Annotated in this window: 18 protein-coding genes; 4 read left to right on the forward strand and 14 right to left on the reverse strand. The window is 71.4% G+C overall.

What is annotated here, in order from left to right; translation table 11 throughout:
• Positions 1–43 precede the first annotated feature (43 nt).
• Together pcp and AHOG_RS09650 are read right to left on the reverse strand one after the other, a co-directional pair.
• Positions 44–706, reverse strand: a complete 663-nt coding sequence (gene pcp, locus AHOG_RS09645; RefSeq protein WP_093941052.1) for a pyroglutamyl-peptidase I — start codon at positions 704–706, stop codon at positions 44–46.
• A 276-nt stretch (positions 707–982) separates the two neighbouring features.
• Positions 983–1,804 carry a nucleotidyltransferase family protein gene (locus tag AHOG_RS09650; protein WP_093944317.1) on the reverse strand — a complete coding sequence of 274 codons (822 nt, stop codon included), beginning with the start codon at positions 1,802–1,804 and terminating at the stop codon, positions 983–985.
• Positions 1,805–2,654: 850 nt separating this feature from the next.
• Here AHOG_RS09650 and AHOG_RS09655 point away from each other — a divergent pair.
• Positions 2,655–3,935 (forward strand): family 8 glycosyl hydrolase, encoded by a 1,281-nt coding sequence (locus tag AHOG_RS09655; RefSeq protein ID WP_211290562.1) that lies wholly within the window; start codon positions 2,655–2,657, stop codon positions 3,933–3,935.
• A 246-nt stretch (positions 3,936–4,181) separates the two neighbouring features.
• Here AHOG_RS09655 and AHOG_RS29305 read toward each other — a convergent pair whose 3' ends face one another.
• The 5 genes from AHOG_RS29305 to AHOG_RS09680 all read right to left on the reverse strand — a co-directional run bounded on the left by AHOG_RS29305 (position 4,182) and on the right by AHOG_RS09680 (position 12,406).
• Positions 4,182–5,639, reverse strand: coding sequence for a phosphatase PAP2 family protein (locus tag AHOG_RS29305; protein ID WP_211290563.1), 1,458 nt, complete (start codon positions 5,637–5,639; stop codon positions 4,182–4,184).
• Between the two features lie 910 nt (positions 5,640–6,549).
• Positions 6,550–6,873: a hypothetical protein gene (locus AHOG_RS09665; RefSeq protein WP_157736739.1), complete on the reverse strand. Its 324-nt coding sequence runs from the start codon at positions 6,871–6,873 to the stop codon at positions 6,550–6,552.
• A gap of 197 nt (positions 6,874–7,070) precedes the next feature.
• Positions 7,071–7,925, reverse strand: a complete 855-nt coding sequence (locus AHOG_RS09670) for a M23 family metallopeptidase (protein WP_093941055.1) — start codon at positions 7,923–7,925, stop codon at positions 7,071–7,073.
• Positions 7,926–8,675: 750 nt separating this feature from the next.
• Positions 8,676–11,477 (reverse strand): hypothetical protein, encoded by a 2,802-nt coding sequence (locus AHOG_RS09675; RefSeq protein WP_093941056.1) that lies wholly within the window; start codon positions 11,475–11,477, stop codon positions 8,676–8,678.
• Between the two features lie 443 nt (positions 11,478–11,920).
• Positions 11,921–12,406: an Lrp/AsnC family transcriptional regulator gene (locus tag AHOG_RS09680; protein ID WP_093941057.1), complete on the reverse strand. Its 486-nt coding sequence runs from the start codon at positions 12,404–12,406 to the stop codon at positions 11,921–11,923.
• Positions 12,407–12,522: 116 nt separating this feature from the next.
• On the opposite strand from AHOG_RS09680, the gene AHOG_RS09685 reads away from it, so the two are divergent.
• Positions 12,523–13,140, forward strand: coding sequence for a LysE family transporter (locus tag AHOG_RS09685; RefSeq protein ID WP_093941058.1), 618 nt, complete (start codon positions 12,523–12,525; stop codon positions 13,138–13,140).
• A gap of 387 nt (positions 13,141–13,527) precedes the next feature.
• Here the strand turns inward: AHOG_RS09685 and AHOG_RS09690 are convergent, their stop codons facing one another.
• Genes AHOG_RS09690 through amrS form a run of 3 tightly spaced genes read right to left on the reverse strand, consistent with a single transcriptional unit; the run spans position 13,528 to position 17,293 of the window.
• Positions 13,528–14,706 (reverse strand): pyridoxal-phosphate-dependent aminotransferase family protein, encoded by a 1,179-nt coding sequence (locus AHOG_RS09690; protein WP_157736740.1) that lies wholly within the window; start codon positions 14,704–14,706, stop codon positions 13,528–13,530.
• Positions 14,703–15,104: a cupin domain-containing protein gene (locus tag AHOG_RS09695; protein ID WP_211290564.1), complete on the reverse strand. Its 402-nt coding sequence runs from the start codon at positions 15,102–15,104 to the stop codon at positions 14,703–14,705. The genes AHOG_RS09690 and AHOG_RS09695 overlap by 4 nt, the downstream gene beginning before the upstream one ends.
• A 14-nt stretch (positions 15,105–15,118) precedes the next feature.
• Complete coding sequence (amrS, locus tag AHOG_RS09700) at positions 15,119–17,293, reverse strand: AmmeMemoRadiSam system radical SAM enzyme (RefSeq protein WP_342746057.1); 2,175 nt, start codon at positions 17,291–17,293, stop codon at positions 15,119–15,121.
• Between amrS and AHOG_RS09705 the strand changes: the two genes are divergently transcribed.
• Positions 17,234–17,584 carry a TFIIB-type zinc ribbon-containing protein gene (locus tag AHOG_RS09705; RefSeq protein WP_093941062.1) on the forward strand — a complete coding sequence of 117 codons (351 nt, stop codon included), beginning with the start codon at positions 17,234–17,236 and terminating at the stop codon, positions 17,582–17,584. The two genes, amrS and AHOG_RS09705, sit on opposite strands and share 60 nt — an antisense overlap.
• A gap of 8 nt (positions 17,585–17,592) precedes the next feature.
• Positions 17,593–18,255, forward strand: coding sequence for a P-loop nucleotide/nucleoside kinase family protein (locus tag AHOG_RS09710; protein WP_093941063.1), 663 nt, complete (start codon positions 17,593–17,595; stop codon positions 18,253–18,255).
• 133 nt (positions 18,256–18,388) lie between these two features.
• On the opposite strand, the gene AHOG_RS09715 is transcribed toward AHOG_RS09710, so the two are convergent.
• From AHOG_RS09715 to AHOG_RS09735, 4 genes are all read right to left on the reverse strand, one after another.
• The gene (locus AHOG_RS09715; protein WP_157736741.1) at positions 18,389–18,892 is read right to left on the reverse strand and encodes a hypothetical protein; all 504 of its coding nucleotides are present in this window, start codon (positions 18,890–18,892) and stop codon (positions 18,389–18,391) included.
• A gap of 698 nt (positions 18,893–19,590) precedes the next feature.
• The gene (locus tag AHOG_RS09725) at positions 19,591–20,886 is read right to left on the reverse strand and encodes a YfgM family protein (protein ID WP_093941066.1); all 1,296 of its coding nucleotides are present in this window, start codon (positions 20,884–20,886) and stop codon (positions 19,591–19,593) included.
• Between the two features lie 54 nt (positions 20,887–20,940).
• Positions 20,941–22,752 (reverse strand): ABC transporter ATP-binding protein, encoded by a 1,812-nt coding sequence (locus AHOG_RS09730; RefSeq protein WP_093941067.1) that lies wholly within the window; start codon positions 22,750–22,752, stop codon positions 20,941–20,943.
• Positions 22,749–24,581 carry an ABC transporter ATP-binding protein gene (locus AHOG_RS09735; RefSeq protein ID WP_093941068.1) on the reverse strand — a complete coding sequence of 611 codons (1,833 nt, stop codon included), beginning with the start codon at positions 24,579–24,581 and terminating at the stop codon, positions 22,749–22,751. Before AHOG_RS09735 ends, AHOG_RS09730 begins: the two co-directional genes overlap by 4 nt.
• Between the last annotated feature and the right edge of the window lie 773 nt (positions 24,582–25,354).

A 25,354-nucleotide genomic window follows, 5' to 3' on the forward strand; every position in this document is an offset into this window, starting at 1 on the left:
TGCGCCCAGATCGAAGCCGCCGCGACGACGCACCCCGGCCGGCTCAGTGCGTGGCGCCGCCGGGGAGGCGTTCGTCGACGTGGACGGCGAGGCTCGTGTGGACGATCGTCTGTAGCGCCGCCGCGATGGTGGCGACGGACATGCTGGGGCGGGTGCCGTCGGGGACCTGTTCGGGGGCGAACGGGACGTGGACGAAGCCGCCGCGCGGGCCGCTCCCGTCGCCGCGTCGGCCTCGGCCGCCCGCGAGTTCGTGCATGAGCCGGTAGAACACGTGATTGCAGGTGAAGGTGCCCGCCGTCTGCGACACCGAGGCGGGCACGCCCGTCCGGTGCAGTTCGGCCACGCAGGACTTGATCGGCAGCGTGCTGAAGTAGGCGGCGGGCCCGTCCGCGACGACGGGCACGTCCACCGGCTGGTCGCCCGCGTTGTCAGGGATCCGGGCGTCGTCGATGTTGATCGCGACCCGTTCCAGGGTGATCCCCGCCCGGCCGCCCGCCTGTCCGACCGCGATGACCAGGTCCGGCCGGGTGCGGTCCAACGCCGCCGCCAGGGCCGCGCCGCAGCGGGCGAACTCGACGGGCAGTTCGGCCACGTGCAGTTCGGCGGCACCGTCGAAGTCCTCGCGTGCCTGCGACACCGCCTGCCACGACGGATTGATCTTCGCGCCGTCGAAGGGCTCGAAGCCGGTCAGCAGGACGCTGGTCATGGGCGCGTTCCTCCGCGACGGGGACGACGGGACGGCACGATGGTGCGGCATGGCCCGTGTTCCTCGGAGGCCGGGGCCCGCATCGACGGGCCGACATCGGCGGGCCGGGCATCGTCGACCCCGAGGACCACGCCGAGGCGGCGGACGGCGCCTGCCCACGGGCGCGGCGTCGGCGTCGGCGAGTCCATTCCGCCGGCTCGGCACCGGGACCGGCGTCTCGACGTCGGGCCGACCAGCGACTTCCGCACCCGTCGCGAGGCCCCGGCCCGCCTCGGCTCAGGCCTCGTCGAGCAGCGTCGCGACGTCCTCGTGCAGCCGCGCGGGCAGGGCGAGCCCCCAGCGGTCGGCGGCCTCGGCGGCCAGCTCCCGGCTCCAGTGCCAGCTCTCCCGGGCCGCCGCCCGCACCGAGGCGGGGTCCAGCGCGGCGGTCGTCGCGGCATAGCGGGCGACGTCGTCGGCGGGCACGTCCGCCTCCAGCGCCCGGCTCGGGGTGAGCCAGTGCGCCGTGGAGCCGCGCAGCAGCCTGCACAACTGGAGCTGGTGCGGCGCCACCATCGTCGCCAGCCCGGCGTGGGCGCGGGCCGTCTCGCCTCGGGTGAGCACGTGGCCGACCATCAGCGTCCAGTTCGTCAGCTCGTCGACGAGCTGCCGCGCGGTCTCGGCCTGCTTCGGCGCGGGCGCGTCGGCGAGCGCCTTCGCGGCGGGGGCGAGCAGACCCCGGCGGTCGAGCAGGACGGCGCGATCCGGTTCCGGCAGGTGCACCAGGCCGCGCCAGCTCGCGAGCTGTTCGGCGCCGCGCCCTGCGGGCTCGAAGTGGAACTCGCCGCGCATCAGGTCGTCGAAGACGACGGCGAGGATGCCGAACATGTTGGTGTAGGCGAGTTGGAGCGGCGCCAGCCGAGCGACGAACTCCGCCCCGTCGAACGCGTCGAGATCCTCGTCCAGGACGAAGACGTAGGCCTCGATGTCGGAGTGGGCGTCGGCCTCGCCGAGAGTCCACGACCCGTACAGGACCACGCCGTCCACTCGGGGATCGGCGTGGGCGACCTCCCGCAGCCGGTGGACGCGGGCGTCGAGCAGTGGAGCGGAAGAAGGCATGTGGCGGGTCTCCGGCGGGTGGTCGGCTGGACGGTATGCGGGCCGCCGTGCGCACGGCGGCAGGGTCTCGTCCATTGTCGACTCCGACGGCATCGAGTCGGCCGGCGGGCCGCGTGGTGGGCCTGCGGACCGTTCCACGGCGTCCGGCGCACGGGATCTGGTCATCGTCTCGGCGGCTCAGCCGAGGCTGCGGCACGGACGGCCGGAGCGCGGCGGGGTCGTGACCTCCCCGGGCCAGGCCGCGTCGAGCCGAACTGGACCGCGGGCGGCAGCCGATAGTCGCCCTCCACCGCGACCGGGGCGAGCCCGCCCGATCCGGCGTCGTCGGCGGGTGACGGCCGCGGCGGCGGCGTCCTGTTCGGCAGAGGCCGCCGCCCCGGCGGGCGCGCCGCTCGCCCCGGCGGCCGCGCGGACCGCCGCCTCCTGCGCGTAGGACCACGGCTGGGATGGAGCCGACCGCGAAGACCGCACGCCGCGTTCGCCGCAGGCGGCACCGGCCGAGACGCGGGCGGCGGGGAGCGCACGACCCCGTCGTGATCATGCCGACGGCGGTGGCGGCCGCTGCCACCGCCGTGAGCGGTGTTGTCGGCGACATGCCGCCGTGAGCAGGCTCGCGGATCGGACGGTCACCGGTCGGCTCGCGCCCGCCACGCCCGCCGTGGCCGGGGGATGGGAGCGGCGGCGGGCGCAGTGGCCCGCAGGCCGAACCGGCCCGCCCGCCTCCACCGCCCGACGGCACCGGCTGCGGCGGACGCACCAATCACCCGTCCCGGCCTTGACCTGCTCGTGACCAGCCTGCCACCGTCTGATTCGGACACTGGGGGCCCGACGAGGAACTTCGAGGTGCGGCGTGAGACGCGGTGTTCGAGTAGAGACGACGGTACCGGTGGCGCTGGCCGCCGTGCTGATTCTGGCCGGGACGACGGGCATCGCCCACTCCACACCGTCGCCCGCGACGGCCGAGCCCGCGACGGCCGCGTCGTCGTCGCTCGCGGCGGAGCCGCCCGCCCGGCCGGGAGCGGCGATCGCCCTGTCCGCCGATCGCGCCGACCAGCAGGCGGCGGTCGCCGAGGTCTATGAGGCGTGGAAGTCGGCCTTCGTCCGGAACGACTGCCGGGACGAGTGGTATCAGGTGTACTCGCCCGACGCCTATCAGCCCTACGTCGCCGAGGGCCAGGGCTACGGAATGGTGATCACCGCCCAGATGGCAGACGTGGATCCGGAGGCCCAGGAGATCTTCGACGGCATCCTGCGGTACGCCCTCGATCACCCCTCGGCGCTGGACCCCGATCTCATGGCGGGCGCGCAGGACCTGTCCTGCACCACCACGGGCGGACAGGACTCCGCCACCGACGGCGACATGGACATCGCCTACGGGCTGCTGCTGGCCGACGCGGCGTGGGGCAGCGACGGCGCCGTCGACTACCACGGACTGGCCGTGACCAGGATCAACGCCATCAAGCGCAGCGAGGTGCACCCCGTCACCAACCTGATGGAACTGGGGGACTGGGCGCATCCGGACTGGACGCCGCAGCTCTACTGGGGAAGCCGCACGTCAGACTGGATGCTCGACCACTTCCGGGTGTTCCGCGAGGCCACCGGCGACGCCGACTGGGACACCATTCGCCTCGCCCACCAGGATCTCATCGAGACCCTGCAGGACGACTACGCGCCCGACACCGGGCTGCTGCCCGACTTCGTGCAGGACACCGGCACCGACCCGAAGCCCGCGCAGGGACAGTTCCTCGAGAGCGACACCGACGGCTACTTCAGCTGGAACGCCTGCCGCACGCCGTGGCGGATCGGCCTGGACGCGCTGAACTCCGGCGACCCGCGTTCGGTGGCCGCCGCCCAGCGGCTCGACGACTGGATCCAGCGGTCCACCGGGGGCGACCCCGACCAGATCGGCACCGGATACCGGCTCGACGGCACCCGCTACCGCACCGGATCGGACGCCGCGTTCTTCGCACCCTTCGCGGTGGCCGCCCTGAGCAACCCGGACAGCCAGGCATGGCTGGACGCCCTGTGGTCGAAGATCCTCGCCACCGACGTCGACCCGCAGCGGTACTACGCGGCGAGCATCCAGCTCCAGGTGATGCTGATCCTGACCGGGACCGGCCGCACCCTGTGACGTAGGGCCCCACCGGTTCGCGGCGGGGTTCGGCGACGCGCCCGAGGGGTCGCCGAGCGCCCGCATGCGAACGGTGCGGCCGGGTGACGTCCGCCGTGCGCGACGTGTTCCGCCGAGCACGACCGAGGTGCTTCGGCCGGAGGTGGCGACGGACGGCGCCGAAGCCGGTGCCGGGACGTCGACGAGGCACGCGAGTCCGGCCGCCTGCCCTGCCCGACCGAGCCCGGCAGGGCAGGACGGAGCGGCTCAGTGTGGTCGGCGCGGCGGAGCGGTGTGGCCGCCGCCCTCGTTCTCCTGGTTCGTTTCCGGGCGAGGTGTCGGTCTGCCGTCGGGTCCCCGTCGCGTGGGGTGTGTCGGAGTGGACGGCGGTCGCGCGACGGGTCGCCTCGGGGGCGCCCCGGTGGGCATGGGCCGGTTCGACGTCGCGGCCGTGAGCGGGCCCGGCCGCGCGGGGGCGGGCAGCCGTTCGGTCGCGGCCTGCCCGTCGGCGGCCGGGCCTGCCGCGTCCGGCCGTGTTCCGCCGGGCCTGCCTTCATGCGGCCTGATCCCGACGGGAGTGCCGTCACCGGTCGGCCGCCACCCGCCCTCGGGTCGCGCGGCGGCGCGAACGGTGGCCTGTTCGGACCCCGTGCCGGGCCGCTGGTCGGCGCCGGCGGCGGGTCGCACCCGGGGCGCGGCGGCACGGATCGTGGCCTGGTCGCCGCCGCCCCGGCGATGCGGCGGCGCGCCGTGGACCGCCGTGGCCTGCGCGACGCTCGCCTGCGTCTCGCCGCCCGCCGTCGGGCGGGATCTCGGGTGCACGGCCGTCGCGGCCTCGGTCCCCGCGGCGGACGGCCGGGGTCGTGCCCCGGCCGCCACGCCTGATCCGTCGGGCCCGGCCGTCTCCGGGCTTCGGGCCGGGACGGGCAGTCGCACGGTGGCCGAGTCGGCGGGCGAGGTCACCACGGCGGCGCGGCGCGCCGGGGCGGCGGGCTCGAGCTCGTCGGAGTCGGTGTCCCGACCGCTCGGGATCAGCGGGCCCTCGGCGACGGCCCAGCGCAGGGCGGGCACCCCCTCCGCCCATTCCACCAGTCTGGTCGTCGGCCGCGTCCCGGCGAGCAGGATCACCGCCGCCACCGCCGTGCCGAGCAGCAGCCCGACGGCGACGTCGTGCGGATAGTGCGCGCCGACGAAGACGCGAGAGAAGGCGGTGAGGACGGCCGCGACCAGCGCCCACACCATCGTGCGACGCCACGCGAGTGCCAGCCCGACCGCGGCGGCGGCGGCGAAGGTGGTGTGATTGCTGGGGAAGGACCAGTCGCCCATCGCCGGACACGGAGAGATCGGGAGTACCTCGATCGCCTGGCACGGCCGGTCCTGCCGGATGATCGACTTGGCGCCGTTGCTGATGAGATACGACGTCGCCGTGGCGAACGGGGCCAGGAACGCCTGGGCCGTCGTCGCGGCGTCCAGCCCTCGCGAACGCCACCAGTTCACCGCCAGCACCACGACCAGCAGGATCGGCAGCGCCTCGGTGCCGACCTCTGCTAACCAGTGCACCCAGCCGGGGGTGCCGTGGGCGAAGTCGACGAGGTCCCGGTACCAGGTCGCACTCCACGTCGGGATGCCGTCGACCTCCACCGTGGCGGCGCTCCCGGCCGAGACGTGCGGGACGGTCCCGACGTCGGTCGCCCACGGCGCTGTCGGTGTCAGCCAGCGGAACACGAGACCTCCATAGCTAAGTCGATCATGAACCAGGAGTGTATGGAGTCTGACATTCCGGTCACGGCGACGCCTGTCCGTCAGACGCCTGGCACCCTGGTGAGGTTGAGCGTCGTTCTGATCTCGTCCGGGAACGAGGTTCACTACGACGTGTGTCCCGGCGGCGAGGGCCTGCTCCCGGCTGCCGGTCTCCGGTTCTTCCCACTGCGGCGCCCGGCTCGCGGCGAACCCGCCGTTCGGGTGACACCGACCCGGGGAGCCTCGCCGGCGTCGTCGGCTCCGCTTCGGCGCCGTCGGGCGCGCGGGCTCGATCGCCTCGGCGTGCCTGTGGCGGACGGTGTCGATCGGCTCGGCCGTCCGCGTGCGGTGCATCGGGTCGGGCGGACGTCATGTCGGAGGAGTGGGTGTGATCGAGCAGGCGTCCCGTGCACCGGGGCGGACGGGGCCGAGTGAACGGACCGCCCGCGGGGTCGGGCGGATCCGAGGGATGCCGAGGGGCGGCCCGGCGGTCGGTCGCCGTACGCGCGAGCGGGGGCCGTTCCCGGTGCGACGGTGATCGGACACGCGTCGCCCGCTCGCCGCGTCAATCGAAGTGACTATTGCTTCAGTGTCAATCAAAATCCATCGCACATCGGCCGTCCCGCATCCGCTGGTGAATCGTGATCGGCAGGACCGAGCCGAACCGCGTCGACGTGCCGCCCGTCCCGGGCGCGCGAGGCAGGCCCGCGCGGTGCCCGAGAACGAGGACGTCGACACGCCGGCGTGGCGGATCGGCTCGTCGAGTTCGCGAAGGACGCTCGCTTCAGGGCTCAGGGCTCAGGGCTCAGGGCTCAGGGCTCAGGGCTCAGGGCTCAGGGCTCCAGAACCACGTTCCGCCGACCGCCGGGGGCACGGTCGCGAGCCGGCGGAGTCGTCAATCCGTGGGGTCGAGGTCGAGCGCGAGCTGGGCGGCGTGGTCGAGTCGGTCCTCGTCCTCGCGGGTGGCGGGATCGCGGCGACAGCGGGAACAGGTGATCGGTTCGGCGGTGGGCAGCAGGCGCGACCAGTCCCAGCCGCCCACGGCGGTGCCGCAGCCGAGGCCGGGGACGCTGCGGCCCAGGAACCGGGCAGGTCGCATGGCGTGCACGACGGACGATCCGGGAACCCGCGCGTTGCGATCGGCGAACCGGTCGAGCGCGAAGGCCGCGGTCTCGGCGGTGATCACGCCGATCGGCTCGGCGACCTCATCGATGTTCACCAGACCACCGTAGTGCGCCCCGGCGACGGCGGCGGCCCGCCGCGCCACGCGCGCCCCTGCCTGCGGCCCCCGAGGCCCGGACGGCCGACAGGCTCCGCTCCGCGTGGGAACGAGGCCTGCCGTGCCCGGCTCCGCGCCCCGGCGCCCCGACGACCCGAGGCCGCCGAGGCGCAGGCGTCGGTCGACGAGCCGGCCGATCAGCCGCAGTGTTCGAACGGACTGGTGTAGGACTGGCCGCCCGCCGATCCGCCCCACTTCACGCAGGTGGCTCCCGCCGCCCTGCGCACCGGACCGGCGTAGTAGGAGAAGGAACCGGAGTCGGTGACCCTGGTCTGCCCCTGCACCTCGAGGAACGCCGAGGTGGCCGTAGGGGCGCCCACCGAGGCGGACTTGATCGTCACGACGCAGTTGTGTCGATTACCGGAGTTGTAGGTCAGGTACACGGTGCCCGCGTTGCCCAGCGCCCGCTGATTGATGACGTTGTATCCGCTGCCGCAGACCTGACCGGGGGAGTAGGGATTCCCGCCGTCGGGGCAGCTGTTCGCACTGGTGAAGCTCGTGTTGCCGTAGTAGGGGACCGCGACTCCGTTCAGCGTGGCTCGCACGGGCGAACCCCCAGAACGCTGCTCGTAGTGCAGATGCGGCCCGGTGGAGCCGCCGGTCGATCCGACGTTCCCGATCCGCTGCCCCAGCCGGACCTGCGTGCCGACCGTGACGGTCTGCCGCGACAGGTGCGCATAGCGGGTCGTGAAGCCGGAGCCGTGGTCGATCTCGATCCATCGGCCGTAACTGGTGCTGCCGGTGTTCTCCACACGGGAGACCCGTCCCGCGGCGGAGGCGACGACGGGAAGGTTGTTGATGTCCGAACGCTGGAAGTCGACACCCTGTGCGGGGCTGTGATTCGCGCGCGTATTGGCGTTGACCGTCTCATTGCATTCGAACGGCACCTGGTAGTTCGGGGCGGCCAGCGCCGTTCCCTGGCCGACCACCAGGCCGAGCAGGGAGATGGCGAAGGCCGTCGTCAAGGCGCCTAATCGTCTCGTGAACGTCATACGCTGTCCTCCAGGTACTGGAGCGGCGGCCGATCGGCCGCCGATGGTACGAGTCAGCTGATCTGACCACAGGAGACGATCCGACGGAATGGATCGACGCGAAATTCCGGTGAAACAGTTGCATCATTCTCGGTATTGTTCGTCCGGTCTTGTCGCGTCGGCGATCCGGCCGGTAACCTGCCGAACCGGGTAGGCCCGGGTTGCGGTCGAGCCGCAGGCAGCGGGCTTGCCGACGGTCCCGCCGCCGCCTCTCGCCTCGACGACGTCCCGAATAGTCGACAGCGGGCGCCCGCCTCCGGCACGACTGGAGATATCGCGGGCGGGCCGCGGACCGCCGAGAGGGTGTCTGCCGGGTCGTAGCGAATCGAGCCGCAGGGGTCCCAGCCCATGCGGTCGAAGTGACGCCGCCACCGCGGCACCGATTCCGTCGGAATGTCGTCGCCGGGCCATGGATCGCATAGCCGGCTGCCGAGCCAGGACCACGCTGCCGTCCATGGCGAAGGCGTGCGGGACTCGGCAGGTCGAATCCGGACATCGGCGGTGACGGGCCTCGGCGACAGCCGCAGTCTCGGTGACGGCCGACGTCTACCGTGAAGCGGCGTCGGCTCGACGGTGCGGCCGGCTTACGACCTCCGCCGAATCGGCCCAGGTCGCGGCTTGGGCGACGGGGATCGGGTTCGCAGCACGACTCCGATCCGTCCGCCGCCCAGATCGCCGACCGGCCGACTGCGATTCGCCGATTCGTCCGTCCTAACACCACTCGGCGGAGACGTCGGCCGTGCTCTGGTCGTTCTCGTCGTCACGAGTATCGCCGGTGCCCTCACACGAGCCCAGCAGTATCGGCGCATCGGAACCGTCGGCCAGCAGCACCGCGACGAACTTGTCCGCAGGCACCTGGCTGTTGACATCGCTGCTGAAGTCGATGCGGCCGGTCTCGCCGTAATAGGCGCCCTGCGAGTGGACGCGGCTCAGCGCGTTCTGCACCATTCCCGGCTCGATCGGCAGCTTGGGGTCACCGGAGCGAAGGTCGTCGACCGCCCGCGAGAGGAGATTGAGGGCATCGTAGGCAAGGGCGGCGTGACCGTCCATCGACGGGTCGGTCGTGCTCTGGCAGACCTGCGGGAACAGATCCACCATCGTTCGGTAGAGATCGCTCGGCGTGGAATCCGACTCCGTCGGATCCGAATCGGTGCAGGACAACGACCCTACCGCGAAAGACAGATAATGGAACGGCACTCGAGAGAATCGGGTCCGCTCCTCCTCGTCGGCGGCATGCCGGGAGATGTCGTCTCCGGCCAGGATCGTCGGCGGTGCCTGCGGACACCCCATGTCGACGCCTCGGCGGAACTCGCCGAAGTCGAGAGGCCGTCCCGCGAAGAAGACGAGTCCGTCGTAACCGCAGGATGCGCGACCGAGCTCAGCCGGAGCGGGAGTATCCCCCGGGGCGTCGCTCGGGTTCCCGTCCGGCAGGTACTGGAAGGGATTGCCGCCTTCCTGCGCATCGCCCTCGACCTCGAAGCCCCGTGCCCGGAACGCGGTCGCGATCTTCTTGGTCAGATCGAGGGCGTAGAGATCCTTGTGGTCGGCGGGCGAGATGATGCGAACCTCTCTGCTGATCCGTGCGTCGTCGGGGACGGTCTCTCCGGCGAGTTCGTTCGCGGCGAACGCGGCGGCCACCTCGGCCTCGCGAGTGTTGTCCGGGGAGACCTGCCAATACAACGGGGAGGCCTTGGGCATCTCCTCGGCGGAGAGAGTGGCGGCGACGATCGGCAGCCCCTTCTCAGCGAATGCCACGATCGTCTGTTCGGTGGCCTTGCGGCTCTGAGCCAGGCCCACCACTCCGACGAGCGAGTCGTCCTCGGCGGCCAGCCGTCCTACATGGTCCGCGATGGCCTGCCCTTCCTGCATCCGCGATCCGGCGTTGGCGACCAGCACCCGGATCAGCGGCCGCGATGAGGAGGGGTCGTGCAACAGTCTGTGCTGTGCGCTGGCGATGCCCATCAGACCCTCATGAGCCGAGTCCAGTTTGAGACTCTCGTCGTCCTGCGCGGTGTCCGCCGCACCGCGCGCTCGGGTCTCCAATGCGACCGGATAGACGACGGTGACCACCGGACGAGTGGTCCCGTTCTCTTGCGCCTGGTCCACTCCGCGATTGAGATCCTTGATCTTCTGCTCGATCTCGCGTACCTGCTCGCCGCCGTTGCGCAAAAAGATGTACGAGTTCGTGCTCACCCCGACGCATTCCCCTGCTGTCAAGGTGATGGTGCGTGCATCCGGCTCCCACGGCAGGATCCCGCACGCCCGATGGGTCTGTACCGATTCCACGGACAGGTAGCCCGCACCCGCCGCCGCTGCGGCGGCGAGCAGGACCGCCCCGGTGCGGGTGTATCGCCTGCGCGCCCACCACGGTGGAGCACGGAAGGAGAACCGCCTGACCGCGTCGAGCTGCCTGCGGTGGGGCTGCGGCTCGGCGGGCGGGGGCGGAACCTCCAGCGGCAGGTACCAGGCGGTGTGGTCCCTGCGCCTGCTGCCCTGAGCGAAGAGAGCCAGCCAGTTCTCGTAGGCGTCCTCCGCCTCGACGGCGGGCCGGGTCTCGACCACCCGGTTCTCCGTGTCGACGCTCGCGGCACCCAGCTCGGCCGGGTCCGGCGGGATCACCGTGCCTCCGCTGACCACCACGAGCGGGTCGAAGGCACCGGTGTCGTTGCGGACGTCGTTGATCAGCCGTAACAGCCGGTTGCCTCCGTTGGCCGGGGTGATCCCGTCCAGCAGCAGCACGGTGTAGGTCGTGCGGCGGAATGCCCGGATGAAGCGGGGGAAGGGGCGATGGGCGGCGCGGACGTCCTCCAGGAAGGCGTTGACGATCAGTCGCTGGAGCTGTCCCTGATCCTCGTCGCGGTTGAGATTTCTCGTCAGTCGTTCGGCGAACCCGACGAACGTGCCCGGGTCCTGCGGTGCCAGATACGGCTGACGGAGCAGCCAGCGGTATTCGTTGCCGATGCCGGGAACGCGACCGCGTAACCGAATCGCGAATCGGAGTGCGCCGACGGTGCGCAACAGCACGCCCCAGCGGGAATCGAAGACCTCGGCGATGGGCTCGCCCGCGCGGCTGAGCCGGTCGCGCCGTCGAGAGCGCAGCGAGAGCCGGGCCCGGAGGTCGATGTCGTCGGGCTCGGGGAATTCCTGTCGGAGCAGCCAGTCGACCAGATGAAAGCGACTGAACCGCATCCTTCCATACTTGGTGTTGGCGCCAGTGGACAGCTGCACGGCCAGGTCACGCAGTGCCGTGAGAATGAGTTCGGTCTGGTCTACGGATTCATCGACTTCGGCGGTGAAGGAGTGGCGGGCATGGGGGACCCGGCGTGGCGTGGCGTTCTTGAGCTGGTCGGCGAGCGCGGTGAGAAGCTCGGCCTGATCCTCGCCTCGTGCCAGACACAGCATCGGAATTCCGCGTCGGCCGTCCTGATCGGCGGGAACCTCGCCGAACAGCGGCCGGGTGACCAGCTTGCGCAGAAGTTTGAGCACCTGCGGCGCGCCTTCGAACGCAGGCATGGTGCTGCTCGGTCGCCCGGCGGACCGATTTCGATCGCTGGTCGTCACAGTTGACCCCCTGTCCCCGAATCGCCACGACTCGGCGGTCGTGGCGGAAGCGGCGAATTCTCGCCGGCAGTCGTCTCCGCTCCCCAACGGAGGAATAGCATGTCGTGCCATCGAAGTCGATCATCCTGCCGTGGCCGACAGTATGCCGCCGGTTTTCGCCCCCGGTCGACCTTCACGCGACTCGAATGGGTGAAGATAGCTCGCTGTGGATCGTCAGGCTAGTCCTGACCGCGGACATCGGCCACCACCAGACGCGGATCGGGCTGAATCGAAACCTTCCCCGTCGTCGAATCGATTCGACGATCCGGAGTCGAACGCCGTCGAACGGGCTCGTCGGGAGGGGAGGCAGCCGACGCGCACGACCGCGCCTGCATGCGGATCGGCGCCGGCCGGACTCAGCTTCCGGTTCGGCGCCGGGTGTCGGCGCGGTCGGAGCCGCGGCCGCGCTGGCCGGGCACGACGGACATCGGCCGGAGGATCAGCCGCGTCGAGGTGGCGGCCACGCCCGCCCGTTCCTTGAGGTCCCGCAGCAGCCTGTCCAGGGCCGCGACGTCCGGCGGCTCGGCCCGCACCACGTAGTCGAACTCGCCCGTCACGTGGTGGACCTCCACGATGTCGGCGAAGGACGCCACCGTCGCCTCGAACCGGGCGTTGTCCTGCTCGGGACGCAGCCGGAGATCGATGAGGACCTGAAGAACCTCCTGGCCGGTGGCGGCGGGATCGACGAGGACCTTCAGTCGGACGACCCCTCGGGCGGTGAGTCTGCGCAGTCGCTCCCCCGCCGCGTTGGCGCTCAGGCCCACGGCGGCGCCGAGGCTGCTGTAGGAGATCCGAGGATCTCGCTGCACCTCACGGAGAATCGCCCTGTTGATCTCGTCCATACGGCCATGGTCGCGGAGATCGCCGGGTTCGACCTGCGATCGACGAATTCGGGCCTCGATACTCCACTTTCGGCGGCGATGTTCCGTCGATCGGGGTAGAGCAGGGGGACGGACGGATGATGGCGGCGTTGGCGAGCGGCTTCGGCTTCGGGATGCTGGTGGCGGCGCAGGTGGGCCCGATCTGGCTGCTGTGCGTGCGCGGCGTGCTGCACGGCGGGGTGGCGATCGGGCTCGCACTCGGACTGGGTGCGGCGCTGGTGGACGTGGCGTATGCGGCGCTGGGCGTCGCCGGGGTCGCGACGATCCTCCAGATCGATGGCGTGCGCGTCGTCTTCGGCGCCCTCGGCGTCGCCGTCCTGGTGTTCCTCGGCCTGCGGGCCCTGCGCTCGGCGCTGCGCGACACACCGGAGGAGACGGCGACCGGCGGAGTGTCCGGCGTGCGGCCCGCGTTCCTGACCGGGCTCGCCGCCACCGCGGCCAACCCGTTGACCATCCTGTCGTGGGCGGCGGTGTTCGCCGCCGTCTCAGCCGCGGGCTCCGACGACACGGGCAGCTCACCGATCCTGCTGGTGGGCGTCGGCGTCGGCACCTTCTGTTGGTTCGCGCTGCTCTCGTTGCTGGTGGCCGGGCTGGGCCGCTTTCTGGGGCCCCGCCTGCGACGGACGATCGACGTGGTCGCCGCCGTCGGACTGCTGTTGTTCGCCGTGGTGCTGGCCTGGCGCATCCTGGCGTGAGCGAGTGGCACGGCGGTGGCCGTGCGCTCCGGCGGCAGGCCCGTGTCGGCGCGGCGCGTGGCTCGGCGCGGCGCCGCGCGGCTCGGGCCGCGCGACTCGGGGACTCGGGGAGTCGTGGTGCTGGGGCAGTCGGTGGCGCGGCGTCGGCGGAGCGCTCGGCTCGCACCGACCGGGAGGCGGCAGGTCGTCAGAGTCGGCAGACCGGCAGGCGCCGGGCGCCGGTCCGCTCCTCGGGGCGTGGGCGGGCCGCCGTCTCCGCCGGAGCGCACCCGACCGGCCTCCATCGGCGACCACCTCCGACCGGGGCTGGCCCGGCGAAGCCGAAGCCTCGCTTCTCGTCCCGCGGCGGGTCGGGGCGAGCCCCCGCCCGCCGAACGCGCGGGCGCGTCAGGCCTCGGCTCTCGCCGTCTCGGCCAGCGCCGCTGTCAACGCGGCCAGTGTCCGATCGACGTCGGCCGCCGTGTGATTACCGAGATGGCCGATACGTACGGTGCGCCGCGCCGCCGTCGGATAGGTGCCCGCTTGAAGCACGACGCCGTGGCGTTCGACCGCGGCCACCAGCCGCGCGGCGTCGACGCCCGCCGGGGTGCGCAGCACGGTGACGCCGTGGGCCCGATCGGCCGCGTCCGCGGTGAACAGCCGCAGGTCCGCCGCCGCGAGACCCGTCCGCAACCGAACAGCCAACGTCTCGTGTCGCCGAATCCGCTCCGGACCCTCGGCGACGATCAGCCGCAGACTCTCCGCGAGCGCGCTCACCAGAGCGCCCGGCGGCGTCTGGAAGTAGGCGAAGTCGCCCGCCGCCAGCGTGCGCGTCACGGGAAGCCAACGGCCCAGATCAAGGCTGTACCCGCGCGGCGTCCAGCCCCGATCCGTCAGGACGTCCACGGCCGCCGCCCGCAGCGCGACGAGGAACAGCCCCCCGGGTCCGCTCAGCGCCTTGGGCGGGGAGGTGAGATAGGCGTCGACGTCCCAGTCGTCCTGCCGGACCTCCTCGGCGCCCGCGGCGGCGATGCCGTCGACCAGGCTGAGCGCGCCGTGTCGGTGGGCGAGCGCGGTCACGGTGGCGACGTCCGCGCGGACGCCGCTGCTGGAGTCCACATGGGTCAGCAGGACCGCCTGGTACGGCCGGTCCCGCAGGCAGGCGGCCACCTCGTCGAGATCGAGCCCGTGTCCCGGGGCGGCCCGCAGCACCCGACTCGGCAGCCCCAGGCCGGTGCACAACTCGTGCCAGCGTTCTCCCCACATCCCTGTGGAGAGCACCAGGACGGGCCGCGCCGGGTCGAGCAGGCTCGCCGCGAGGCTCTCCATGCCCGCCGTCCCCGAGCCCGGCACGAGGAACGTCTCGGCCGCCGTGGTGCCGAGCACGGGTCTGAGCAGTTCCAACGCCTCCCGGAACTCGGCGAGGAATCGACGGTCGGTGATCGGCGGCGGCTGGTCGGCCAGGCGACGCAGCACCGACGGTGCCAGCCGGGTCGGTCCGACCACCATCGCCAGCGGCGCGGGGCCGACGGCATCCGACTCGTGCCGTGCCGCCGACCCCGCGTCCCGACCTGCCGTGGCGGTCATCGGCCGTCGGCCCACTCGACGTAGTCCTCGCGGTGCGGGGTGAACACGTCGAGCGCGACCGATCGTTCCAACGCCCACACCTGGTGCTCGACCCCGCCGCGCACCACGAAGCTGTCGCCGGGACCTGCCTCGAAGGTCTCGTCGCCTGCCTGGACACGGACCCGGCCGGAGACGAGATAGGCGAGCTGTTCGTGCGGATGGCTGTGGCGGGGGAACACCGAGCCCTCCTCCATGACGTGCTCGACGAGCATGAGGCGGTCGTTGTAGGCCAGGACGCGGCGTAGCAGCCCCGGATAGGCCTCGGCGCCCTCCACGGTGGCGGCGGGCACGGTGACCACGTCTCGGTCGAGCGACGGCATTTCGGTCTGGAGTCTCGTGGACTGGGCGTCGTTCGGCACGGCTCTCCTCGCCTTCACCTGGTGGGACGGACGTACAGCGGCAGCGGAGTGACGTCGGCGTTCACCGTGCCCGCCTCGGCCTCCGTGGTGGGGAAGTGCGCCCGGTCGAAGACTTGATGCAGGCTGGAGACGCAGCCGGGCGGGACGGCGACCACGACGCCGATCTCGTCGGACAGGGACTGCGCGGCGATGAACCGGTAGCTCTCGCCGGCGCGCAGGTCGATCCGGACCCACTCGGCGGGTGCCCCGCCGGAGCGCCGCCGCCGGTGGTAGACGCTCCGGGGCGTCTCGGCATCGTTGCGCACCCGGATGTGGACGGCGCGGACGTCGCCCTCCCAGTCGAAGCCCGCGACGTCGTGCGGTTCGCTCGTCGGCAGGTCGGCGACGACAGGTCGGGCGGGCGCCGGGCCGGGAATCCGCCGGATGCGCGCGTCCGTGCCGCAGCGGGCGCAGGCTCCCTCCGGGGTCAGGCCCAGGAGCCGGGCGTTGAGTCCGTAGCGGGTGATCTGGAGGGCGCCGCAGGCGCGGCACCAGGTGTTGGCGGCCTCGGTGTCGTACACGTTGCCGAGGTAGACGTGCTCCAGGCCCATGTCGAGCGCGACCTGCCGGGCCCGTTCCAATCGATCCACGGGCGTGCGGATGGTGTTCGTCATCTTGTAGTCGGGGTGGAAGCGCACGAAGTGCGTCGGCACCTCCGGTCCGAGCCGTTCCCCGACGAAGCGAGCCATGTCTCGTGCGGTGTCCTCGCCATCGCTGAGGTCGGTGACCATCAGGGTGGAGACCTCCAGATGCCTGCCCGACCGGTACACCTGTTCGGTCGCCGCGAGCACCGGTTCGATCCAGCCCTTGGTGATCTTCCGGTAGTACTTGGCGTCCATCGACTTGATGGACACGGAGAAGATGTCGATCACCGGAATCAGTTCCTCGACGGCTTTCTCGGAGATGAAGAACGCCGATTTGTAGAGGTTCACGATCCCTTTCTGGCGAGCCAGCGCCGCCGTCTCCGTGACGAACTCATGCCAGACGACCGGATCGTTGTACGTCCAGGAGATCACCTTGATTCCGTGGCGGACGGCGATGTCGACGACTTCTGCCGGTGTGTAGTAGAAGACGTCGGAATCGGCGACGAATCGGGCCTGCGACGTCTTCCAGTTGTGGCAGTAGTCGCAGTTCAGCATGCAGCCGATGTTGCCCATGGACAGGATGCGGGCGCCCGGTTCGAAATGGAACACCGCCTCGGTCTCGATCGTCTCCTCCGTGGCGTGCACGGACCGGCCGTAGTTGAGGCTCACCAGCGTGCCGTCCCGGTTGGCCCGAACCATGCAGAAACCGTGCTGACCTGGCCTTATTCGACAGTTCCTCGGGCTGAGTCTGCATTGGACGACGCCGTCGCCGAGATCGTCCTGCAAGCGGGCGGGGTAGCCTTCTTCCTGCCATTTCCTCATGATTCGGGGCCTCGTTCCGGCAGCGGGTCGGGGTTCCGGCCGTCGGGTCGCCCCGGTCCCTCGGCCGTCGTCGGCGAATGCTCGGACGGCGACGACGGTGGTCCGGCGAGAGTGACCTGTCGGTCGGCTTCGCGTGGTGGGAGGAATGCGGTGATTCCGGGCGTGGCTTCTCGGCGAGATCGAAGTGCGATTCGAGGTCGCCGGGGTACTCGTGGTGCTGTGCGCGGTCCGCGCCGCAGGGTCGGTGTCTCGATTCTCGACACTGACCGGATGCACTGTGATGCCGATTACAGAAAAGCAGCATGGTGACGCGCTGTCAAGGGTCGTCACCCCGTGTTCGCAGGGGTGGGGCGACGGTGTCGGGCATATCGGTCGATCGCACGGCGGCGTGTCGCCGTGCCCGTTCGGCGATGGGCGGCGGAGCGCGGGTGCCCTCGCGCGTCGATCGGCGTCGACCTCTTCGAGTCGTGGCGGCCGCGGTGGCGGGGTCGCGGTGGTGGGATCGAGAGGTGGACGGTGCGCCGCCGCGCCGATTCGGCGGGGTGACGCGGGGAGATCGGACAGCGGGCTCGTGATGTCTCGTCGCCGCGTGAGGTTCCCGTGAGTACGGCGTGAAATGCCTGTGAGCTGCGAAGACGTTCTTCGTAGAAAGATCGACGAGCATCGCCGCATGCGTATGCTTGCATGGTGGTTTGTCCTAAGTGCCAGAACCTGATGCGCACCTACGAGCGCAACGGCGTCCATCTGGAACAGTGCGAAGGCTGTCGCGGAATCTTCCTCGACAGAGGCGAACTGGAGCAGATGACCAACGCGGAGCAGAGCTACTACGGCTCGCCGCCTCCCTTCCAGCCCGACGGCGGCCAACGCTTTCACGGTGGCCACTCGGACTCCCCCCGGCCGTACCAGGGCCACCGTCCCGACTCGCCCGGTCCTTACCGAGGCGGCCACGGCGGCCACTACGAGGATTCGCCCCGGCCGTACGGCCACCGGCGTGACCGCGGACCAGGCGGGTTCCTGCGAGGCCTGTTCGACTAGTCGCGACGATGAATCTGCTCGTCTGCCCCGGCTGCGGCGATCGCACCGACCACCCCGTCGTCGCGCGCGCCCAGCCGGTGCTCACCTGCACCTCCTGCGGTCGAGAGCGGCGCTTCGCCCGTCGTCCGCTCTTCGCTCTCATCGGACCGAGCGGCACCGGGAAGTCGACGGTCGCCAGGCTGCTGGCCGAACGAGTCCAGGATCGGGCCGTCGTGTTGGAACAGGACGTCCTGTGGGTGGCAGGCCTTCGGGACCCGGCCGACGATCACCGACTCTTCCGGTCCACCTGGCTGCGGCTCGCCGCGATGATCCATCAGAGCGGCCGCCCCGCCGTGCTCTGCGGGACCGTGGTGCCGATCGAGTTGGAACGGCTCCCGGAACGCGCACTGTTCAGCGAGATCCGTTACCTGGGCCTGGTCACCGACCGCGCGACACTCGCCGAGCGACTGCGGGCTCGCCCGGCCTGGCGCCAGTGGTCGGAGCCGAGGATCACCGAGACGCTCGAGTTCACCGACTGGCTGGTGGCCACCGCGGCGTCGATGTCGCCGCCGGTTCGTCTGCTGGACACCACCGGCGTCCCCGTCTCCGACACGGCCGACGAGGTCGCCAGGTGGATCACCGGCGAGCTGGACCGCGACGCGGCCGCCGACCGGGGACGTCCGGAGGACTGAGCCGTCGTCCTCGGGCGCGGTGGGCGGGCGCCCGCGTCGAGATCTCGTCGGGCCCGCGCACACGGCGGACGCCGCCTTCTCCTCGGCGGCCGGGCATGACTCGGCGAGACGGGATCTCCTCTGCCGAGGACGATCAGAGGACGCGCCCCTCGACGGCCCTGGTCAGTGCGCGCATCGTCGTCGACCAGCGCGGCAGCGATCCTCCTTCGCGGGGCTCCACGACCCAGGACCAGTCGGCGGGCCCCGCCGACAGGGCGGGCAGCACCGACGCCGAACCGCGCGGGGTCAGCCGCACTCCTGCCTGTTCGAGGCCGTCGGGCAGAGCCGGGCGGGCCGCCGGACACGGGTGAGTCAGGATCGTCGTCCATCGTCCGCCCGGCAGGGCCACCGCAGGAGGCGTGCAACGCTGGTGGGACAGCAGGTGCAGCGCCGTCGAGACCAGATCGGCGGGCACGGTCACCGCGTCGATTCCCGTGCCGAGCGGCAGCAGTATCCGGCGTGTCGTGTGGTCGACGACGGCGGGCAGTCCCAGCGCGCGGTAATGCGCGCACCGGCTGTCCAACAGTCGGTGCAGGTAGACGTCGCGGTGGTCGAGCACCGGGAACGACCGGATCACCACGGGGCGCCCCCGTGCCACGCCGCATCCGACGCGGCACGGTGCGCGTCGCCTCGGACTCCCGCTCTCGTTCGATCCAGGCCGTCGGAGTCGGTGTCCCCGCGGAGCGGTCCGTCGTCGCCCGATCCGCCGCTGCCGTCCCGGAAACGACCTCGTCGCCGCGACCCGCGTGCGGGGCCGCGGGCCCACCACACCGCGTCGGCTGTGAGTGCGCGGGGACGGCTCGCCGTCGCCGCGGCCGCGCACGTCGACTGCGGCGATCCCGTCGGCGGCCGCGACGGCTCGTCCTCCGAGAAGGCTCCGCGCTCGCCGGCCGCCGCGTGGGCGGACACCGCGTGGGCGGACACCGCGGGGAATCGCGTTCGGCGCGGCACGGCGTCCGTCGGCGGCGGTGGGCTGATCATGATGATGGCCACGAGACGTCTTCTCTTCACGGTCGTCGATCGGTTCACCGGACGTGGTCGGCCCGCCGCCCCGGCAGGGCTCGTCGAGGGCGCGGATCGTCGGCCTCGGGCGGGCTCGCCCGAGCTCGTCAGGAGAAAAGAGCACGCATCCGTCGTCGTTCGTACCGGCAACCGCCAGTTTCACCCGTTCGAGTGAAAGACGGTGGCGTCCGCAGGAGGCAGCGGTCCGTCGGGTGTCCGTCCGCCGGACAGCCGACGGGTGTGTCGACGACTCCTCCACACGCTCGACCCGGCAGCAGCGGTCCAGGGCCTCGGCTAGCCCAGCTCGGCGAGTCGCCGTTCCAGCGCCTCGGCACGCACGTCGCTCAGCCGTAGGGCCACGGTCAGCGCCGCCTCCCAGGATCGACGCGCCTCGGCGGTCCGGCCCGAGGCCACGTGGGCGGTGCCCTCGGTGGTGCGGGCGTTGACCACGCACCACAGCCAGCCGATCCGCTGCGCCAGGTGGGCCGCGGCATCGGCCATCGTCACCGCGTCGTCGAAGTCCCCGAGGGCGAGACGCATCTCCGCCATCCTGGACAGCGTGAACGCGGAGAGCACGGGGGCGTCGACCTGGTCGGCCAACTCCGCGGCGTGCAGCTGGGCGGTCACCGCCTCGTCCTCCCTGCCGAGGTGATGCAGCACCTGCGCCCGATAGGACCACACGTGGGACAGGCCGTCGACGCAGTCGGACGTGGTGAACGCCCGCTCCGCCTCGTCGAGCCGATCGAGCACCAGCCGGGCGTCCAGCGGCGCGCCCTCGATGGTGTTGCGATCCAGCGCCGCGCGCGACACGGCGGCCAGCGTCCAGCCGAGTTCTCGGTCATGGCCCGCCTCGGCGCGGATCCGCAAGGCCTCGTCGAGGTAGTCGGCGGCGCGGTCCCAGTCGGTCTCCTCGATGGCGATGACGCCCAGCGCGTGCAGCATCCAGCCCTGCCCCACCAGATCCTCCGCCGCGCGTGCCGTACGCAGGGCCGCCTTGGCCGCGGTCCGCCAGATCACCCAGGGCTTGGCCAGGAAGAGGTAGTCCCACCACGCGACGGGCAGTTCCCACGCCCGCCGGTCCAGGCCTGCCGCCGAGGCGAAGCGGACCCACGACACCAGATCCGGCGACCACGTCTCGCACCAGGCGCGCCCCGCCTCGGTGGAGGCGAAGACCTCCGGCGTCACGCCGTCGACCGGCGCGGCGGGAACGAGGGTGTGGTCGCTCGCATGGGTGACCGCCCGATTGGCGTTGACGGCCGAGTGCACGAACCAGTCGGTCGCCCGCCGCGCCAGCAGCCTCTCCTCCGCCTTCTCGATCTCCGCCGCCTCCGCGGCCCTGGACCGCTGTGCCTCGCCGAGGTCGTAGCGCCCGTCCTCGGCACGGTCGACCAGCGCCCGGTCCGCGAGCGCGTCGAGCAGCCGCCGCGCGTCGTCGACGTCGGCGCCGAGGACGGCGGCGGCGAGTCCGGGAGCGATCGGGCCGGGCAGCACGGCGAGCCGCCGCCATGCCGTCCGCTGCTCCCGGTCCACCCCGTCGACCGCCGTCCGTCCCGTCTCGCCCCGCGCCGCCGCACCCCGATCGTCAACCATGCCTCGGATGCTCGGCCGCCGTCGCCGGATCGGCCAGTCGAGACGCCGATCGGCTCACGCGGTCTCCACGGCCGGCTCGGTGAACTGGGCCGCGTACAGCCGGGAGTAGGCGCCCCCCGCGGCCAGCAGCGTCTCGTGATCACCCTGCTCGACGATCCGGCCGGACTCCATCACCAGGATCACGTCGGCGTCCCGGATGGTCGACAGCCGGTGAGCGATGACGAAGCTCGTCCGCCCCTCCCGCAATGAGGCCATGGCGTGCTGGATGAGCACCTCGGTCCGGGTGTCCACCGAACTGGTCGCCTCGTCGAGAATGAGGATCACCGGTTCGGTGAGGAACGCCCGCGCGATCGTGATGAGCTGCTTCTCGCCCGCGCTGACTCCATCGCCCTCGTGATCCATCACCGTGTCGTAGCCCTCGGGCAGGGTGCGGACGAACCGGTCGACGTGGGTGGCCATCGCCGCCTCGACGATCTTCTCTCGCGTCGCGCCGTCGACCCCGTAGGCGATGTTCTCGGCGATCGTGCCGCCCACCAGCCAGGTGTCCTGCAGGACCATGCCGATCGGCCTGCGCAGCTCGGCCCGCGACATCGTCGCGACGTCCACGCCGTCGACGGTGATCCGGCCGCCGGTGGTCTCGTAGAAGCGCATCAGGAGGTTCACCAGCGTCGTCTTGCCCGCGCCGGTGGGGCCCACGATCGCCACGGTCTGACCGGGATCGACGGTCAGCGACAGATCTTCGATCAGCGGCTTGTCGGGCTCGTACCGGAAGGAGACGCCCTCGAACGCCACCCGACCGGTGACCCGAGTCCGCTCCGGCCGCGTCGCGGGGTCGGGGTCCTGCTCCTCGGCGTCGAGCAGCGCGAAGACCCGCTCGGCGGAGGCGACGCCGGACTGCAACAGGTTCGCCATCGACGCGATCTGGCTGATCGGCTGGTTGAACTGCTGGGAGTACTGGATGAACGCCTGGACGTCGCCGATGGTCATCGAGCCGGAGATGATCCGCAGTCCGCCGATCACCGCGACCAGCACGTAGCCGAGGTTGCCGATGAAACGCAGCGCGGGCTCGATGACGCCGGAGACGAACTGCGCGCGAAAGCTGGAGGCGAAGAGCTCCCGGTTGTGCTCCTGGAAGGTGTCCGCCGCCTCCCGCTGCCTGCCGAAGGCCTGGACCAGGGCGTGACCGGTGTACATCTCCTCGATGTGGCCGTTCAGCTTTCCCGTGGCGGTCCACTGCCGGACGAACTGCGGCTGGGCGCGTCGGCCGATCGCCAGGGTGACCACGATCGAGAGCGGCACGCTGAGCAGCGCCACCAGGGTGAGCAGCGGCGAGATCCAGAACATCATCACCAGCACGCCGATCAGCGTGAGCACCGAGGTGACGATGCGGTTGAGCGCCTGTTGGAGCGTCTGGGAGATGTTGTCGACGTCGTTGGTGATCCGGGAGAGCACCTCACCGCGCGGCTGCTGGTCGAAGTAGCCCAGCGGCAGCCGAGTGATCTTCGTGGCCGCCTGCTCCCGCAGCCGGAACGCCGTGGACAACGCGATCCGGGCGGTCAGCCGTCCTCGGACGAGGGTGAAGCCCGCCGAGGCCACGACGATCACGACGGCCAGCAGCAGCACACGGGCGATCGCGGCGAAGTCGACCCCGGAGCCGCCGAGGCCGACGACGACCAGGTCGGTCACTCGGCCGAGGAGAGCGGGGACCACCACCGACAGCGCGACACCCGCGGCGGCCAGCGCCAGGATGATGATGATCAACAGCAGGTCGGGGCGCATCGAGGCGACCAGCCTGCGGGCCGAGCCCGCGAAGTCCATCGGCTTCTTGCTCGACGGCGAGTCCCTGTTCACGGCGGCCGTACTCATGACGCCTCCTGCTCGGTGAGCTGGGAGAGCACGATCTCCCGATAGGTCTGATTGCCCGCCATCAGCTCGGTGTGCGTGCCGGTGCCGACGACCCGGCCCTCGTCCAGCACGACGATGCGATCGGCGTCACGGATGGTCGAGACCCGCTGAGCGACGATGACGAGCGTGGCGTCCTTGATCTCCCGAGCCAGCGCGGCCCGCAGCGCCGCGTCGGTGGCATAGTCCAGCGCGGAGAACGAGTCGTCGAACAGATAGATCTCCGGGCGGGCCACCAGGACCCTGGCGATGGCGAGTCGCTGCCGCTGTCCGCCGGAGACGTTGCTGCCGCCCTGTCCGATCGGCGCGTCCAGGCCCTCGGGCAGCGCCGCGACGAACTCGGCGGCCTGCGCCACCTCCAGCGCGTGCCACAGGTCGGCGTCGGTGGCGTCGGGTCTGCCGTAGCGCAGGTTCGTGGCGACGGTGCCGGAGAACAGGTACGGCTTCTGCGGCACGAGTCCCACGATGCCCGGCAGCGTCGCCCGATCCAGCTCACGGACGTCGACGCCGTTGATCACCACGGCGCCGCCCGTGGGGTCGGCCAGCCGGGGGATCAGATTGAGCAGCGTCGTCTTCCCGCTGCCGGTGGAGCCGATGACGGCGGTGGTCTGGCCGGGCCGGGCGATCAGGTTCACGCCGCGCACCACCGGCTCCTCGGCGCCGGGATAGCCGAAGTCGACGTCGCGCAGCTCCAGCTGACCGCGGCCGCCGTCCGGGGCCGTCGGATTCGACGGGAGGGTGACGCTGGTGGCGGTGTCCAGGACCTCCTGTACTCGCTCGGCGCAGACCCGGGCCCTGGGCGTCATCATGAACGCGAAGGTCGCCATCATGACCGCCATGAGGATCTGCATGAGGTAGCTGAGAAAGGCGATCAGCGCGCCGAACTGCATCGATCCGTCGGAGATGCGGTGGCTGCCGAACCACATGGCGGCGACACTGGAGAACTCGACGATCAACATCACCGCGGGCATCATCAGCGCCATCAGGCGCCCGAAACGCAGCGAGACGTGCATCAGCTCGCCGTTGGCGACCGCGAACCGCTCGCGTTCGTGCTCGTCCCGGACGAAGGCGCGGATCACGCGGATGCCGGTGATCTGCTCGCGGGCCACCCGGTTGACCTCGTCGATGCGCTCCTGCATCCGACGGGCCAGCGGGCTCATCCGGCTCACGATCAGCAGCAGCACGATGACCAGGGCGGGCAGGATGAACAGCAGCAGGCCGGACAGCGGCACGTCCTGGTTCAGCGCCATCAGCGTGCCGCCGATGCCCATGATCGGGGCGGGCACCATGAGGACGAACCCCATGAGCACCAGCATCTGCACCTGTTCGACGTCGTTCGTGGTGCGAGTGATCAGCGAGGGCGCCCCGAAGCGGCCGACCTCGCGGACCGAGAACTCCTGGACGCGATCGAAGACGGCGGCGCGGATGTCGCGGCCGACGGCCATCGCGGTGCGGGCGGCGAAGAACACCCCGGCCGCGGCGCAGGCGATCTGCAGGAGCGTCACGCCGAGCATCACCGCGCCGCTGCGCAGGATGTAGGCGGTGTCCCCTCGGATGACGCCGTTGTCGATGATGTCGGCGTTGAGCGCGGGCAGGTAGAGCATCGCCAGCATCTGCCCGAGCTGGAAGAGCACCACCAGCCCCGCCGAGCGGCGGTGCGGACGCAGATGTACGCGCAGCAGCCTGCGCAGCGAGCCCGGGGTCCCCCGGCGGGCTTCGGGTTCCGCTTCGGTGGTGGCCGAGTCGCTCCTGGTGGCCGAGCCGTTCCTGGTCGCCGAGTCGTTCCTGGTCATCGAAGATCTCCGCTCTCGAGGGAAGGGGAGTGGCGAAGATCGCCGAGCACGGGGACGCCGAGGGGCGACAGGCCCGGGCCGAGGTCTGGATCCGGGCCGGGGCACAGACCCGCCTCCGGCATACCACCCGTCGGTCGAGACCTGGCGGAGTCGGCGGTGTGGCGGCTCACGACCGGAACCGTCGGGTGACATCGCCGAGGGACCGAGGCGTCGGCCTGCCTGCCCGCGGAGCGGTGGGAAGCCCCGTGGTGGGCTGCCGTGTGGTGGACTGCCGTGTGGTGGATCGCCGTGTGGTGGGCGCAGTCATGCTCTCATCCTGATACCTGAACATTGCTGGAGGTCAAACCGGTGGCGGCGTCGATCCCGACCGGTCGGACGGCCCGCCTGCGGGCGGGACGGGGCGGTCGCCGCGCGTCGCGCCGGCCTGAGGGGAACGGACGAAGCCGGGTGCGGAGTTCCCGATCGGGTGACCCTGTCGACAGTGCGGGCGGGCAGGGCGCGATCCCGCGAGTCTCCCGGTCGCCTGCGTGATGCCCGCTCCACGCGATGATCAGCCGAGTTCACGGGGCGGTGCCGCACCGGGGCCCGGGGCCCTGAGACCTCGACGGCGCCGAGGCCGGGAGGTCGACCGGTTGTCGGCATCACCATGTCGGGTCAGACACGATGCCCCTTCCGATGCCCGCGAGCCGCCGCAGGCGCGATCGCTGATCGGCGAGCGGGCCGATCGACGCCCGCGGACTCGCACATCCTCGAGGATGGTCCGATCCGGTGCC

The sequence above is a fragment of the Actinoalloteichus hoggarensis genome (assembly GCF_002234535.1).
GTDB lineage: Bacteria > Actinomycetota > Actinomycetes > Mycobacteriales > Pseudonocardiaceae > Actinoalloteichus_A > Actinoalloteichus_A hoggarensis.